Source organism: Geodermatophilus sp. URMC 64, assembly GCF_053502555.1.
Map to the genome: position 1 here is coordinate 2,361,274 of NZ_CP199955.1, position 15,389 is coordinate 2,376,662.

12 protein-coding genes are annotated in these 15,389 nt (G+C 74.5%); 11 read left to right on the forward strand and 1 reads right to left on the reverse strand.

Annotated elements, in window-relative coordinates:
* Positions 1 to 15: 15 nt before the first annotated feature.
* Genes ACWIYF_RS11585 through ACWIYF_RS11600 form a run of 4 tightly spaced genes read left to right on the forward strand, consistent with a single transcriptional unit; the run spans position 16 to position 4,851 of the window.
* Positions 16 to 1,701, forward strand: a complete 1,686-nt coding sequence (locus tag ACWIYF_RS11585) for a SpoIIE family protein phosphatase (protein WP_448628281.1) — start codon at positions 16 to 18, stop codon at positions 1,699 to 1,701.
* 7 nt (positions 1,702 to 1,708) lie between these two features.
* On the forward strand, positions 1,709 to 2,764 hold the full coding sequence (locus ACWIYF_RS11590; protein ID WP_448628282.1) for an acetate/propionate family kinase: 1,056 nt from the start codon (positions 1,709 to 1,711) through the stop codon (positions 2,762 to 2,764).
* Positions 2,765 to 2,797: 33 nt separating this feature from the next.
* Positions 2,798 to 3,301, forward strand: coding sequence for a DUF1707 SHOCT-like domain-containing protein (locus ACWIYF_RS11595; RefSeq protein WP_448628283.1), 504 nt, complete (start codon positions 2,798 to 2,800; stop codon positions 3,299 to 3,301).
* Positions 3,298 to 4,851 (forward strand): MDR family MFS transporter, encoded by a 1,554-nt coding sequence (locus ACWIYF_RS11600; protein WP_448628284.1) that lies wholly within the window; start codon positions 3,298 to 3,300, stop codon positions 4,849 to 4,851. The genes ACWIYF_RS11595 and ACWIYF_RS11600 overlap by 4 nt, the downstream gene beginning before the upstream one ends.
* A gap of 7 nt (positions 4,852 to 4,858) precedes the next feature.
* On the opposite strand, the gene ACWIYF_RS11605 is transcribed toward ACWIYF_RS11600, so the two are convergent.
* A complete protein-coding gene (locus tag ACWIYF_RS11605; protein ID WP_448628285.1) occupies positions 4,859 to 6,535 on the reverse strand; it encodes an AMP-binding protein in 1,677 nt (558 codons plus the stop codon).
* Between the two features lie 145 nt (positions 6,536 to 6,680).
* Between ACWIYF_RS11605 and ACWIYF_RS11610 the strand changes: the two genes are divergently transcribed.
* Genes ACWIYF_RS11610 through ACWIYF_RS11640 form a run of 7 tightly spaced genes read left to right on the forward strand, consistent with a single transcriptional unit; the run spans position 6,681 to position 15,376 of the window.
* Entirely contained in the window at positions 6,681 to 7,847 is a 1,167-nt protein-coding gene (locus ACWIYF_RS11610) for an acyl-CoA dehydrogenase family protein (RefSeq protein ID WP_448628286.1), read from the forward strand.
* A complete protein-coding gene (locus ACWIYF_RS11615) occupies positions 7,847 to 9,469 on the forward strand; it encodes an acyl-CoA carboxylase subunit beta (protein WP_448628287.1) in 1,623 nt (540 codons plus the stop codon). The genes ACWIYF_RS11610 and ACWIYF_RS11615 overlap by 1 nt, the downstream gene beginning before the upstream one ends.
* Positions 9,470 to 9,476: 7 nt before the next feature.
* Entirely contained in the window at positions 9,477 to 11,453 is a 1,977-nt protein-coding gene (locus ACWIYF_RS11620; RefSeq protein ID WP_448628288.1) for an acetyl/propionyl/methylcrotonyl-CoA carboxylase subunit alpha, read from the forward strand.
* Positions 11,450 to 12,211: an enoyl-CoA hydratase/isomerase family protein gene (locus ACWIYF_RS11625; RefSeq protein ID WP_448628289.1), complete on the forward strand. Its 762-nt coding sequence runs from the start codon at positions 11,450 to 11,452 to the stop codon at positions 12,209 to 12,211. The genes ACWIYF_RS11620 and ACWIYF_RS11625 overlap by 4 nt, the downstream gene beginning before the upstream one ends.
* Positions 12,211 to 13,008 (forward strand): TIGR03084 family metal-binding protein, encoded by a 798-nt coding sequence (locus tag ACWIYF_RS11630; RefSeq protein ID WP_448628290.1) that lies wholly within the window; start codon positions 12,211 to 12,213, stop codon positions 13,006 to 13,008. Before ACWIYF_RS11625 ends, ACWIYF_RS11630 begins: the two co-directional genes overlap by 1 nt.
* Positions 13,005 to 14,801, forward strand: a complete 1,797-nt coding sequence (locus tag ACWIYF_RS11635; RefSeq protein ID WP_448628291.1) for an acyclic terpene utilization AtuA family protein — start codon at positions 13,005 to 13,007, stop codon at positions 14,799 to 14,801. The genes ACWIYF_RS11630 and ACWIYF_RS11635 overlap by 4 nt, the downstream gene beginning before the upstream one ends.
* Positions 14,801 to 15,376 carry a TetR/AcrR family transcriptional regulator gene (locus ACWIYF_RS11640; RefSeq protein WP_448628292.1) on the forward strand — a complete coding sequence of 192 codons (576 nt, stop codon included), beginning with the start codon at positions 14,801 to 14,803 and terminating at the stop codon, positions 15,374 to 15,376. Before ACWIYF_RS11635 ends, ACWIYF_RS11640 begins: the two co-directional genes overlap by 1 nt.
* The last annotated feature ends 13 nt before the right edge of the window (positions 15,377 to 15,389 follow it).

The window sequence follows — 15,389 nt, forward strand, 5'->3', positions numbered from 1 at the left end:
GGCGCAGGAGACGGCGTGACTGATCCCGGTGCCCTCGCGCCGGTCGATGCGGCGCTGCTGGGCCAGGCACTCGACGCGGTTCCCGACGGGGTCGCGGTCTTCGACGGGGACTGGACCTTCGTCTACGTCAACCTGGCCGCCGCCGACCTGCTCGAGCGCCAGCGGGCCGAGCTGCTCGGGCGCAACATCTGGATCGCCCTGCCCGAGCTCGGCGGCACGATCTTCCACAGCTTCCTGCTGCACGCCCGCAGCGTCGGCGAGCGGGTCACCTGGCACGGGTACTACGCACCGGGCGCGCGCTGGCTCAACGCCACCGCCGTCCGGGACGGCGACCGGCTGCACGTCACCTTCCGCGAGGCCAGCGACCACGGCCGGGAGAACGCCGCCCCGCTCGTCGGCACGGACGACGAGCCGACGCCGGACGCCGACCGCGAGCGGCTGCGCTTCCTCGCCGAGGTCAGCGAGGCGATGATCAGCAGCTCGCTGGACACCCAGAAGGCACTGGAGAGGCTGATCGAGCTCGTCGTCCCCCGCCTGTGCGACTGGGCGGTCGTGGCGCTGATCGGCGAGGACCGGCAACCCACCGAGACCGCTCGCGCGCACCGCGACCCCGCGAGGGTCGCGGACATGAACACCTGGCTGGACAAGCCGGCGCAGGCCGGGAACGACGACGACCCCATGACCGTCGCGTTCTTCACCGGCGAGCCGATCCACGTGCACCCGATCCCGCCGGAGCTGATCGAGCCGCAGATCACCAGCGCCGAGGTGCGGGCGGCCTGGGAGCGGCTGGACGCCGGGTCCTTCACGATCGTGCCGCTGCGGGCCCGGGGCGAGACCTTCGGCGGGATCGCCATGGTCAACGACACGAGCCGCGGCCCGCACTCCGAGATGGAGATCGCGACCACCGTGGAGGTGGCCCGCCGCGCCGGGCTCGCGCTCGACAACGCCCGGCTGTACGGCCGCCAGCTCAAGGTCGCCGAGACGCTGCAGCGCAGCCTGCTCACCCCGCCGCCGCAGCCCGACGACCTGGAGATCGCCGTCCGCTACCAGCCGGCGGCCAGCAACATGCACGTCGGCGGCGACTGGTACGACGCGTTCCAGCAGCCCGACGGCGCCACGCTGCTGGTCATCGGCGACGTCGTCGGGCACAACGTCGACGCCGCCGCGGCCATGGGCCAGATCCGCAGCATCCTGCGCGGCATCGCCTACGACCGGCAGGAGGACCCCGCGCAGATCCTCGCCCGCGTCGACGAGGTGGTCACCGGACTGCACGTCGGCACGCTCGCCACCGCGCTGATCGCCCGCATCGAGCAGTCCCCGGACCAGCACCGCGACGGGCTGCGCGTCCTGCGGTGGTCGTCGGCCGGGCACCTGCCGCCCATCGTGCGGCACGCCGACGGCACCGTGGAGACCCTGGCCACCCCGCCCGAGGCGCTGCTCGGCGCCGAGACCTCGCAGGTCCGCTCCGACCACGTCACCCGGCTGCTGCCCGGCGACACGGTGCTCTTCTACACCGACGGCCTGGTCGAGCAGGGCCGCACCACCATCGACGCCGGCCTCGACCGGCTCCTCCGGCTGGTCGAGGAGGTCGGCCACCTGGGCGTCGACGAGCTGAGCGACCAGCTGCTGGACCGCATCGTCGCCCGCCGGAGCGAGGACGACGTCGCCATCGTCGCCGTCCGCTGCCATCCGCAGGACTGAGGCGCCGGTGCGGGTGCTCGTGGTCAACGCGGGCTCGAGCTCGCTCAAGGTCGACGTCGTCGAGGACGGCCGGCGGACGGCGTCGTGGGACGGGCTGCCCGACCGGCCTCCGGACGTCGACGCCGTGGGGCACCGCGTCGTGCACGGCGGGCCCGACCTCACCGCGCCCGTGCTCATCGACGAGGACGTCGAGCGGCGGCTGCACGACCTGGTGGAGCTCGCGCCGCTGCACCAGCCGAAGTCGCTGCGCGGGCTGGCCGCGGCCCGCGCGCTGCTGCCCGGCGTCCCGCACGTCGCGTGCTTCGACACCGCGTTCCACGCCACCCTGCCGCCCGCGGCCGCGACGTACCCGCTGCCGCGGGCGTGGCGGGAGCGGTGGGGGGTGCGCCGCTACGGGTTCCACGGCCTCTCGCACGAATGGGCGGCCCGGCGTGTGGCCGAGCTGGCGCCGGGCAGCCGCCGCGTCGTCACCTGCCACCTCGGCGCCGGCGCCTCGCTGGCCGCCGTCCTCGACGGGCGCAGCGTCGACACCACGATGGGCTTCACCCCGCTCGACGGCCTGGTGATGGCCACCCGCAGCGGCTCGGTCGACCCCGGGCTGCTGCTCTGGCTCGAGGAGCACGAGGGGCTGCGGCCGGCCGAGGTCGCCGAGGCGCTCGAGCACGGGTCCGGGCTGCTGGCGCTGGCCGGCACCGCCGACATGCGGGAGATCCTGGCCAGTGACGACGCCGACGCCCGGCTGGCGCTCGACGTCTACCTGCACCGGCTGGCGACCGGGATCGCCGCCATGACGGTGGCCCTCGGCGGGCTGGACGCGTTGGTCTTCACCGGCGGGGTGGGGGAGCGGGCGGCCGCCGTGCGGGGCGGGACCGCGGCCCGGCTCGGCCACCTCGGCATCGCCGTGGACGCCCGCCTCGACTCCGCGGCGACCGGTGCGGAGGACACCGAGATCACCGCGCCCGGCGCCGGTGTGCGCACGCTCGTCGTCCGTTCGCGGGAGGATCTGCAGATCGCCGCCGGCGTCGAACGGGTGCTCGCGGCGGGGGCGCGGGCCGGGGGTTAGATTCCGGACCGACGGGTTCCGGGGAGGTCGGGGATGGACGAGCGGCGCCCCGGCATGCGCATCTCCGACCGGGACCGCGCGGCGGCCGCCGAGCGGCTGCGGCTGGCCCTCGGCGAGGGCCGGCTCGACCTCGTCGAGTACGACGACCGGCTGGCGCGGGCGTTCGCGGCGGTGACCTACGCCGACCTGGCCCCGCTGTTCGCCGATCTGCCCGAGACCGGCGAGATGACCCTTCCGACCGTCCCCCCGCTCCCGACGTCCGTCAGCGCCGCGCGGCCGGCCCCGTCGATCGCCCGGCTGCCCACCGCGCTCAAGGTGCTGTGGACGATCTGGCTGGCGGTCGTCTCGATCAACCTGACCGTGTGGGTGCTGGTCGGCCTCGACGGCGACCCGGCCTACTTCTGGCCGATGTGGCTGGCCGTCCCCGGCGCGGCGCTGTTCGGGATCTCGGCGGCCACGCTCGGCCTGCGCGGGCCCGAGCCGCCGGCGCCGCCACCCGCCCCGCCGTCCCTACCGCGACCCGACGGAGATGCATGACCGCCACCGACAGCCTCGACGAGACCGGCGCGCGCTCCCGGCGTGGGCCCGTCCTGCTCGGCCTGGTGCTCACCATGGGCCTGGCGGCGATGGACACCACCATCGTGGCCACCGCCGTGCCGCAGATCGTCGACAGCATCGGCGGGTTCTCGATCTTCGGCTGGCTGTTCTCCGTCTACCTGCTGACCCAGACGGTGACGATCCCGGTCTACGGCAAGCTCGCCGACGTCTACGGCCGCAAGCCCGTGCTGCTGTTCGGCATCGTGGTCTTCCTGGCGGGGTCCCTGCTGTGCTCGTTGAGCTGGAGCATGGTCGCGCTGATCGCCTTCCGGGCGGTCCAGGGGATCGGTGCCGGGGCCATCCAGGCCACCGTGCAGACGGTCGCCGGTGACCTGTACGCGCTGCGCGAGCGCGGCCGGGTGCAGGGCTGGCTGTCGAGCGCGTGGGCGGTGTCCGCGGTCGTCGGCCCCGCGGTCGGCGGCCTGTTCGCCGACTACGTCAGCTGGCGCTGGATCTTCCTGATCAACCTGCCGCTCGGGGCGGTGGCGCTGGCGCTGATCGTGCGGTTCCTGCAGGAGGGGCGCGGGCCGGCCCGCCGGCACCGGGTCGACTACCTCGGCAGCGCGCTGGTGCTGCTCACCTGCGGCGGGCTGGTCTTCGCGCTGCTGCAGGGCGGCGTGGCCTGGCCGTGGTGGTCGGCGCCGAGCATCTCCTGCTTCGCCGCCGTCGTCGTCCTGGGGATCGCCACCGTCGTCGTCGAGCGCCGCGCGGCCGAGCCCGTCGTGCCCGGCTGGGTGTGGCGCCGACGCGTGCTGGCCGGCTCCAATCTCGGCTACGTCTGCCTCGGCCTGCTGGTCATCGGGCCGTCGACGTTCCTCCCGACCTATGCCCAGACCGTGCTCGGCTACGGCGCGGTGACCGCCGGCTTCGCGCTGGCCACGATGAGCATCACCTGGCCGATCGCGGCGGCGACCTGCAGCCGGCTGTACCTGCGGATCGGGTTCCGCGACACCGCGCTGATCGGGGCGGGCGTTGCCTTCCTCGGCGTCGGCGGCTTCGTGCTGGCCCCGCCGCAGGCGCCGGGCTGGGCCGTCGTCGCCTCGACGCTGGTGCTGGGCGCCGGGCTCGGGATGATCTCCACGCCGCTGGTGGTGGGGGTCCAGTCGACCGTCGACACCGGACGGCGCGGCGTGGCCACCGGCTCGCTGATGTTCTGCCGGTTCCTGGGGCAGAGCCTCGGCGCCGCGGTGTTCGGGGCGGTCGTCAACAGCACGCTGCAGAACCGGCTGGACACGGCGCCCGCCGCGGTGGCCGGGTCGCTGCCGCGCACGGTCGACGGCGTGGAGCCGGCGATCCTGGCCGGGGACCTGCCCGGCGCGGGCCTGGCCTACCTGCGCTCGGCCATGGCCGCCGCCACCGAGCACCTCTACCTCGGCCTGACCGCGGTGGCGCTGCTGGCGGTCGCCGTCCTGCTGATCGCCCCGCGGCGGTTCCCCGTGCTGGAGCAGCGGACCGAACCGGAGCTCGCCGACGCCCCCGGCGCCGCCTGAGCGGCGTTCAGTCCGCGGACGACGTCGCGGCGGCGGTGTAGAGGTCGGCCATCGCCTGGCGGAGCTTGTACTTGAGCACCTTGCCGCCGACGGTCTCGGGCAGCGCGTCGGCGAAGACCACGGCCTTCGGCGTCTCGAAGCCCGCCAGCCGGCCGCGCGCCCACTCGACGAGCTCGTCCTCGGTGACTGTCGCGCCCGGCGTCCGGACGACGACGGCGGTCACCGCCTCGCCCCAGCGGTCGTGCGCCAGGCCGATCACCGCCGCCTTGGCCACCTGCGGGTGCTCGTGCAGCAGCGCCTCCACCCGGATGCTGGAGACGTTCTCGCCGCCGCTCTTGATGATGTCCTTGTACCGATCGACCATGATCCGCAAGCCGTCGTCGTCCACCACGCAGCTGTCGCCGGAGTGGAACCAGCCGTAGCGGAACGCCTCCTCGGTCGCCGGCCGGTCGCGGTAGTAGCCCGAGCAGACGGCGGGGGAGCGGTAGACCGCCTCGCCGGGGACCCCGGGCTTGCCGAGCAGGTCCGAGCCGTCGACGTCCATGATCGTGGAGGCCAGCAGCGGGTTCGGGATGCCCACGTAGTTGACGCTCGACCCGGCCTGCTCGTACTTCTCGCGCTCGCGGTCCGGCCAGAAGCGGTAGCAGCTGATCGCCTCGGTCTGCCCGAAGATGCCGACCAGCAGGAAGTCCTGCCCGCAGAGCTCCTTCAGCGACGCGAGCACCCCGGGCTCGACCGCGCCCCAGCCGTAGACCAGCACCTTCAGGGCCAGTTCGCCCTCGCCGGAGTCGAGCGCGCCGGCGAAGGCCTTCACCAGCTGCGGCGAGCCGCCCCACAGCGCCGTCACCTGCTCCCGGCGCACCGCGGCCGCCATCTCACCCGGCACCGGCCTGCGCCCGATCACGAACCGGCCCCCGGCGAGGAACGCCGGCAGCGACAGCGCCTGGTCGGCGACGTGGTAGATCACCGGCAGGAACGAGCAGAGCACCAGGTCGGCCTCGACCGGCACGCCGCGGGTCAGCGACAGCGCGAAGGCGTAGGCGCCGAGGTGCGCGTAGCTGTGCGAGAGCATCACCCCCTTGGGCAGCGCCGTCGTCCCCGAGGTGAACAGCAGCTCCCAGATGTCGTCGCCGTGGACGACGGTGTCCGGCTCCTCCGGCGAGGCGCCGGCGAGGAACTCCGGGAACGCGACGCTGGCGGCGACCGGGCCGCCGCCGATGCCGATCGTCACGTCCGGCGTCAGACCGGCCGCCTCGAGCGCCGGCCGCACGGCCGGCCACAGCTCGGCGTCGACGACCGTGAACCGCGGCTCGGCCAGGGCGATGAGCTCGGTGACGACGTCGGCCGCGAGCGACGGGTTGAGCGGCACGTTGACCATGCCGGCCTTGGCGACGCCGACCTTGATCAGGTACGCCTCGACCGAGTTCTCGCACAGCAGCAGCACCCGGTCGCCGCGCCGCAGCCCGCGGGCGAGCAGGCCCTGGGCGACGCGGTTCACGACGTCGTTCGCCTCGCGGTAGGTCAGCCGCTCGAACTCCGGGGTGGCGAAGGCGCCGGGCCAGCCGGTGATCGCCACCCGGTCGGGGCGGCTCCAGACCATCCGCTCCAGCACGTCGCCGACGCACACGCGGTCCCAGCGGTTGTCCGCCCGGCGGTCGTAGAGCTTCTCGACGTCGATGGCCATGGTGGCTCCCGGGTGGGCGCGGATGAAGTGAGTGAATGGTGGTGCACTAAGGGGGTCCTCCGTCAAGCGCTCTTGTGAGCAGCGCCACTGGTAGGGCAGGCTGGCGGCGTCATAGTGAACGGCCGATCACATCGAGGGGCGCACCGTGGACTTCGCCGAGAGCGCCGAGATGCAGGCCCTCCGGAAGACCGTCCGCGACATCGCCGGGCGCTTCGGCGGCGCCTACTACGCGCGCAAGGCCGAGGCGCACGAACCGTGCGTCGAGCTGTGGCACGCCCTCGGCGACGCGGGCTTCATCGGCATCAACGTGCCCGAGGAGCACGGCGGGGGCGGCGCGGGGCTGCGCGAGCTCGCGGCCGTCTGCGAGGAGACCGCCGCGGCCGGCTGCCCCCTGCTCCTGCTCCTGGTCTCCCAGGCCATCTCCGCGGAGGTGATCGGCCGCTACGGCAGCGACGAGCAGAAGGCGCGCTGGCTGCCCGGGCTCGCCTCCGGGCGCAGCAAGGTCGTCTTCGCGATCACCGAGCCCGACGCCGGGTCCAACACCCACGAGCTGGCCACGGTCGCGGTCCGGGACGGCGACGACTGGCTGCTGTCGGGCACCAAGTACTACATCTCCGGGGTGGACGAGGCCGACGCGATCCTCGTCGTCGCCCGCACCGGCTCCGAGCGCGGCCGGGACCCGGCGACGAACAAGCCGCGGCTGTCGCTGTTCGTCGTCCCCACCGACACCCCGGGGCTCGAGGCGCGGCCGCTGCCGGTCAGCGCGCAGATGCCCGAGCGGCAGTTCACCCTGCACTTCGACGAGGCGCGGCTCGGCCCCGAGGCGCTGGTCGGCGAGGAGGGCGACGGCTTCACGCACGTCTTCCACGGGCTCAACCCCGAGCGGATCACCGGCGCGGCGCTCTGCGTCGGCGTCGCCCGTTACGCGCTGGACCGCGCCGCCGACTACGCCCGCACCCGCGCCGTCTGGGACAAGCCGATCGGCACCCATCAGGGCGTCAGTCATCCGCTCGCCAAGGCCAAGATCGAGACCGAGCTCGCCGCGCTGATGACCCGCAAGGCCGCGTGGGCGCACGACCTCGGGCTGCCGGCCGGCGAGGCGAGCAACATGGCGAAGTACGCCGCGGCCGAGGCGGCGCTGGCCGCCGTCGACGCGGCGATCCAGACCCACGGCGGCAACGGCCTGTCCACCGAGTACGGGCTGGTCCCGCTGTGGGGGCTGGCCCGGCTGCTGCGCATCGCCCCGGTGAACCGCGAGATGGTCCTCAACTACGTGGCCCAGCACAGCCTGGGTCTGCCCAGGTCGTACTGATGGCGCACCCGAGGGTCGAGGAGGCCACGGTCCTGCGCTCGTCGCTGGCCACCTCCGACGAGCAGTACCGGACCAACCGGACGGCGCAGCTCGCCCTGCTCGAGCAGCTGGAGGAGCAGCTCGACCTGGCCCGCGCCGGCGGCGGCCCCCGTTACGCCGAGCGGCACAAGGCCCGCGGCCGGCTGCTCGCCCGCGAGCGGCTGGAGCTGCTGCTCGACCGCGACTCGGCGTTCCTCGAGCTCTCCCCGCTGGCCGCGTGGGGCACCGAGTTCACCGTCGGCGCGAGCGTCATCACCGGCATCGGCGTCGTCGCCGGCGTGGAGTGCGTGCTCATCACCCACGAGCCCACGGTGCGCGGCGGCGCGATGAACCCCTGGTCGCTGAAGAAGGTGCTGCGGGCGCTGGAGATCGCCCGGGTCAACCGGCTGCCGGTGATCAACCTGGTCGAGTCCGGCGGCGCCGACCTGCCGACGCAGTCGGAGCTGTTCGTGCCGGCCGGCAAGATCTTCCACGACCTCACCGAGCTCTCGGCGATGGGCGTCCCGACGATCGCGCTGGTGTTCGGCAACTCGACCGCCGGCGGCGCGTACGTGCCGGGCATGTGCGACTACTCGGTCCTGGTCGACCAGCAGGCCAAGGTGTTCCTCGGCGGCCCGCCGCTGGTCAAGATGGCCACCGGCGAGGACGCCGACGACGAGGAGCTCGGCGGCGCCCGCATGCACGCCCGGATCTCCGGGCTGGCCGACCACTTCGCCGTCGACGAGCGCGACGCCATCCGGCTGGGCCGGCGCATCGTCAGCGAGCTCAACTGGCGCAAGCTCGGCCCCGGCCCCTCGCTGCCGCCGGACGAGCCGCGCTACGACCCCGACGAGCTGCTCGGCATCGCGCCGGCCGACATCCGCGTGCCCTTCGACCCGCGGGAGGTGCTCGCCCGCGTCGTCGACGGCTCCCGGTTCGGCGAGTACAAGCCCGAGTACGGCACCAGCCTGGTCACCGGCTGGGCGTCGGTGCACGGCTACCCGGTCGGCGTGCTGGCCAACGCCCGCGGCGTGCTGTTCAGCGAGGAGGCGAAGAAGGCCGCGGAGTTCATCCAGCTGGCCAACCAGGTCGACACCCCGCTGGTCTTCCTGCAGAACACCACCGGTTACATGGTCGGCAAGGACTACGAGCAGGGCGGGATCATCAAGGACGGCGCCAAGATGATCAACGCCGTCACCAACAGCACCGTCCCGCACATCACGATCAACACCGCGGCCAGCTTCGGCGCCGGCAACTACGGCATGAGCGGGCGGGCCTACGACCCACGGCTGATGTTCGCCTGGGTCGGCGCCAAGCTCGCCGTCATGGGCGCCGCCCAGCTGGCCGGGGTGCTGTCCATCGTGGGCAAGGCGGCGGCGGCCGCGTCAGGGCGGCCGTTCGACCAGGCGGCGGACGACGCCCGCCGGCGGGCGATCGAGGCGCAGATCGACGCCGAGTCGCACTCGTTCTTCGTCACCGCCCGGCTCTACGACGACGGCCTGCTCGACCCGCGCGACACCCGCACGGCACTCGGCATCGCGCTGTCCGCCGCCCATTCGGGACCGGTCGAGGGGCGCCGCGGCTTCGGCGTCTTCCGGATGTGAGGAGACCGTGATCCGCAAGCTCCTGGTCGCCAACCGCGGCGAGATCGCGCTGCGCATCATGCGCACGGCGCGGGCGATGGACATCGCCACCGTCGCCGTCTTCTCCGACCCGGACGCGGACGCGCCGTTCGTCGCCGCGGCCGACGAGGCGGTGCGCCTGCCCGGGGCGACGCCGGGGGAGACCTACCTGCGCGGCGACCTGATCGTCGAGGCGGCCCGGGCCACCGGCGCCGACGCCGTCCACCCGGGGTACGGCTTCCTGTCCGAGAACGCCGGCTTCGCGCGGGCCTGCGCCGAGGCCGGGCTGGTCTTCGTCGGCCCGTCGCCGGAGGCGATCGAGGCGATGGGGTCGAAGACGGCGGCCAAGGAGCGGATGGCCGCCGCCGGCGTGCCCACGCTGCCCGGCGCGGTCATCGGCGCCCGCGGGGAACTGAACGAGGCCGCGGTCGCGCGGGCCGCCGAGGGGATCGGCTACCCGCTGCTGGTCAAGGCCGCGTACGGCGGCGGCGGGCGGGGCATGCGCATCGTCCGCACGCCCGGCGAGCTGGCCGAGGCGGTGGCCGGCGCCCGGCGCGAGGCGGCGTCGGCGTTCGGCGACGGCACGGTGTTCCTGGAGCGGTTCGTCGAGCGGCCGCGGCACGTCGAGGTGCAGGTCCTCGGCGACACCCACGGCACCGTGGTGCACCTGTTCGAGCGCGAGTGCTCGATCCAGCGGCGCTACCAGAAGATCGTCGAGGAGGCGCCGTCCCCGGCGGTGACCCCGGAGCTGCGGGCCGAGCTGGGCGCGGCCGCCGTCGCCGCGGCCAAGGCGATCGACTACGTCGGCGCCGGCACCGTCGAGTTCGTGCTCGACCAGTCCGGCCGCTTCTTCTTCCTGGAGGTCAACACCCGCCTGCAGGTCGAGCACCCGGTCACCGAGCTGGTCACCGGGCTGGACCTGGTCCGCGTGCAGCTGCAGGTGGCCGAGGGCGAGCCGCTGCCCGACGAGGTCACCGGCGCATCGATCACCGGGCACGCGGTCGAGGTCCGGCTCTACGCCGAGGACGTGCCGGCCGGCTTCCTGCCCGTGACCGGCACCGTGCACCGGTTCGCCGTCCCGGCGCTGCCCGGGGTGCGGGTCGACGCCGGCGTCGCCGACGGCTCGGTCGTGAGCACCTACTACGACCCCATGCTGGCCAAGGTGATCGCGCACGGGCCGACCCGCGACGCCGCCTGCCGGACCCTGGCCCGCGCGCTGGCCGAGGCCCGGGTGCACGGCGTCACCACCAACCGCGACCTGCTCGTCGGCGTGCTGCGCGAGGCGGAGTTCCGCCGCGGCGAGATCGACACCGGCTACCTGGAACGGCACGACCCGGCGGAGCTCTCCCGCCACCCGCAGGAGGAGACCGCGCTGCGGGTGCACGCGCTGGCCGCGGCGCTGGCGGCGGCCGCCGAGCGGCGGGCCGGCGCCCGGGTGCAGGCGAGCATCCCGGCCGGCTGGCGGAACGTGCCCAACGCCGACCAGACGGCGACCTTCACCTGGGGCGACCGGACGCTCGAGGTCGGCTATCGCGCCACCCGTGACGGGCTGCGCGCGAGCGTGGACGGCGAGCGGCTCGACGTCACCGCCGGTGCGGTCACGGCCGAGCGAGTCGTGCTCACCGTCGACGGCGTCCGCCGCACCGTCGACGTGCACCGGGTCGGCGACACCGTCTTCCTCGACAGCCCGCTCGGGGCGACGTCGCTGACCGAGGTGGAGCGGTTCCCGGAGCCGGTGGCCGAGGAGGAGGCGGGCTCGCTGCACGCGCCCATGCCGGGCACGGTCGTGCGCGTCGAGGTCGCCGAGGGTCAGGAGGTCGCGGCGGGCACGGTGGTCGTCGTCCTGGAGGCGATGAAGATGGAGCACGCCGTCCGCGCGCCGCACGACGGCGTGGTGGCCTCGCTGTCGGCGACGGTCGGGCAGGCCGTCGACACGGGCCACGTGCTGGCCGTGGTGCACGGATGAGCGTGGTCACCTACGAGGTCGAGAACCGGGTCGCCTGGCTGACCATCGACCGGCCCGAGGCGCGCAACGCCCTGTCGGCCGAGGTGCGCGCCCGGCTGTGGGACGGCGTGCACCGGTTCAACGCCGACGACGAGGCGGCGGTGCTCGTGCTCACCGGCGCCGGCGAGCAGGCCTTCTGCGCCGGCGGGGACCTGCGGGAGATGGCCGACTCGGCGATGACGACCGTTCCGGTGGACTTCCTGCCGCAGTTCGGCCGCAACGTCGCCGTCGACAAGCCGACCATCGCCGCGGTCAACGGCGTCGCCTACGCCGGCGGCTTCCTGCTGGTGATGAACTGCGACCTCGTCGTCGCGGCCGAGCACGCGCGCTTCGCCATCACCGAGGCGAAGGTGGGCCGCGGCATGCCGTGGGCGGCGCCGCTGCCGCTGCTGGTGGGGCCGCGGGTCGCCATGCAGCTGTTGCTCACCGGCGACCCGATCGACGCCCGCCGCGCGCACGAGGTCGGCCTGGTCAACGAGGTGGTGCTGCTCGCGGAGCTGCGCGCGACGACGCAGGCGCTCGGCGAGCGGATCGCCGGCAACGCGCCGCTGTCGGTGCGGGCGGCGAAGAAGACGGTCGGGCTGGTCGCCGAGCTGCCGCTGGGCGCGGCCTTCGACCAGGCGGAGGAGATCTGGGCACCGGTCTACGAGAGCGCCGACGCGCAGGAGGGGCCGGCCGCCTTCCGCGACAAGCGCGCCCCGGTCTGGAAGGGGGCCTGATGCCGGCCGACATGGCAGCCCTGACCGCCGACCTCGCCGCCGAGTCGGCCGAGCTGTACGAGGTGCTCAGCGTGCTCGCCGAGCCGGACTGGGGCCGGGACACCCCGGCGGCCGGCTGGACCATCCGCGACCAGGTCACCCACCTCGCGTACTTCGACGGGACGGCGGTGCTCTCGGCGACCGACCCCGACCGCTTCCGCACCGAGGCCGAGCGGGTCATGGCGGAGGGCATGGACTTCCCGGACCGGATCGCCGCGGCGCACCGCGACCTGTCCGGCGCGGAGGCGTTCGCCTGGCTGCAGCGGGCCCGCCGCGACTACCTCGACACCTTCGCCGCCCTCGACCCGGGCACGCAGCTGCCCTGGTACGGCCCGCCGATGAGCGCCGCGTCGTCGGTCACCGCCCGGCTGATGGAGACCTGGGCGCACGGGCAGGACGTGTTCGACGCGTGCGGCCTGGTCCGCCGGCCCACCCCGCGGCTGCGGCACGTCGCGCACCTCGGCGTCCGGACCCTGGGCTGGAGCTTCCGGCTGCGCGGCCTGCCGGTGCCCGAGGCGCCGGTGCGGGTCGAGCTGACCGGCCCGGACGGCGAGGCGTGGACCTGGGGCCCGGAGGACGCCGCCGACCGGGTGACCGGCCCCGCCGAGGACTTCTGCCTGCTGGTCGTCCAGCGCCGGCACCGGTCGCAGACGGCGCTGACCGCCACCGGCCCGGTCGCCGACCGGTGGCTCGACGTCGCCCAGGCCTTCGCCGGCGCGCCCGGCCCCGGCCGCGCACCCATGGAGGCACAGCGATGAGCCCGCCCACCGGCCCGCCGCGCCTGGCCCCGCGCCGCGCGGTGCGGATCGCCAACTGCTCCGGCTTCTACGGCGACCGGCTCGCGGCCGCCCGCGAGATGGTCGAGGGCGGGCCGATCGACGTCCTCACCGGCGACTACCTCGCCGAGCTCACCATGCTGATCCTCTGGAAGGCGCGGCAGAAGGACGCCACCGCCGGCTACGCGCGCACCTTCCTCAAGCAGCTGGAGGACGTGCTCGGCACCTGCCTGGACCGCGGGATCCGGATCGTCACCAACGCCGGCGGGCTCAACCCGCTCGGCCTCGCCGACGAGGTCGGCAAGCTCGCCGCGACGCTGGGCCTCGCCCCGAAGGTCGCCGCCATCACCGGCGACGACCTGCTCGACCGGCTGCCCGAGCTGCAGGCCGCCGGCGTCGACCTGGCCCACCTGGACACCGGCCGCACCCTGGCCGAGGCGGGCGTCCGGCCGATCTCGGCCAACGCCTACCTGGGCGGCTGGGGGATCGCCGAGGCACTGGCCGCCGACGCCGACGTCGTCGTCTGCCCCCGGGTCACCGACGCGTCCCTGGTGGTGGGCCCGGCGGCCTGGTGGCACGGGTGGCGGCGCTCGGACTGGGACGCCCTGGCCGGCGCGGTCGCGGCCGGGCACGTCATCGAGTGCGGCCCGCAGGCCACCGGCGGCAACTACGCGTTCCTCGACGAGGTCACCGACCGCCGGTACCCCGGTTTCCCGATCGCCGAGGTCGACGTCGACGGCAGCAGCGTGATCACCAAGCACCCGGGCACCGGCGGCGTCGTCACGGTCGGCACGGTCACCTCGCAGCTGCTCTACGAGATCGCCGAGCCCGCCTACCTCAACCCCGACGTCGTCGCGCAATTCGACACCGTCGCGCTGACCCAGGAGGCGCCCGACCGGGTGCGGATCAGCGGCACCCGCGGCAGCCCGCCGCCGGACACGCTCAAGGTCGCCCTCAACTACCTCGGCGGCTACCGCAACACGATGACGCTGGTACTGACCGGCCTGGACATCGAGGCCAAGGCGGCGTGGGCGGAAGAGCTGCTGTTCGGCCTGCTCGGCGGGCGGGCGAGCTTCGCCGAGACCGACGTCCGGCTGCTGCGCTTCGACACCCCGGACGCGCCGACCAACGAGCAGGCGACCGCGCACTTGCGGGTCACCGTCAAGGACGGCGACGCGACGAAGGTGGGCCGCCGGTTCTCCGACGCGACCATGGCGCTGGCGCTGGGCGGCTACGCCGGGTTCCACACGACCACCCCGCCGACCGGGGAGAGTGCGTACGGCGTCTACTGGCCGGCGCTGGTGCCCGCCGACGAGGTGGAGCACGTCGTCCACCTGCCCGACGGCACGACCACGACGGTCCCGCACCTGGCCGCGTTCGCGACGCCCGCGCAGCCGGGGTCCGCGCCGGCGGCGCCGGCCGTGGAGGTGCCCGACGGCCCCACGGTGCGGGTGCCGCTGGGGAGGGTCGCCGGGGCGCGGTCGGGGGACAAGGGCGGCAACGCCAACGTCGGGTTCTGGGCGAGGGACGACGCCGCGTACGCCTGGCTGGCCGCCGAGCTGACCCCCGACCGGATCCGCGAGCTGCTGCCCGAGGCGGGGGACCTGGAGGTCCGTGTCTTCGGCCTGCCCAACCTGCGCGCGGTCAACGTGGTGGTCGTCGGGCTGCTCGGCGAGGGCGTCGCCGCGAGCACCCGGCCCGACCCGCAGGCCAAGGGGCTGGGGGAGTACCTCCGGTCCCGTCTGGTGGACGTCCCGGCCGCGCTGGTGCCCTGATGTCGGAGAGCGTGCGCACCCGCGACCCGGACCGCCGGGAGCGGATCCTGCGCGCGGCCGCCGAGCTGGTCGCCGAGCGCGGCTTCCACGCGGTGAGCATGGCCGACATCGGCGCGGCGGCCGGGATCGTGGGCTCGGGGGTCTACCGGCACTTCGACTCGAAGTCCGCTGTCCTACTGGCGCTGCTCGACGAGGGGATGGCGCGGCTGCTGTCCACCGCCGCCGACGCGGTCGGCTCGGGCCGGCCCGACGCCGAGGTGCTCGACGAGCTGGTCCGCGACCAGGTGCGCTTCGCCGTCGACGAGTCGGTGCTGGTCCGGCTGTGGCTGCGGGAGGTGCAGACCCTCCCGGACGGCGACCAGCGGCGGCTGCGCCGGCTCCAGCGGCATTACGTCGAGGAGTGGGTGCACAGCCTGCGCGAGCTGCGCCCGGAGCTCTCCGACGCCGACGCCCGCGCCCGGGTGCACGTGGCGATCGGCGCGATCCAGTCGGCGGCCACCTGGAACGCCGGCGTCCCGCGCGACGACCTCGCCACCCTGCTCACCGAGTGCGCCCGGCGGTGTCTCGCCGCCTAGAGAGGAGACCGCG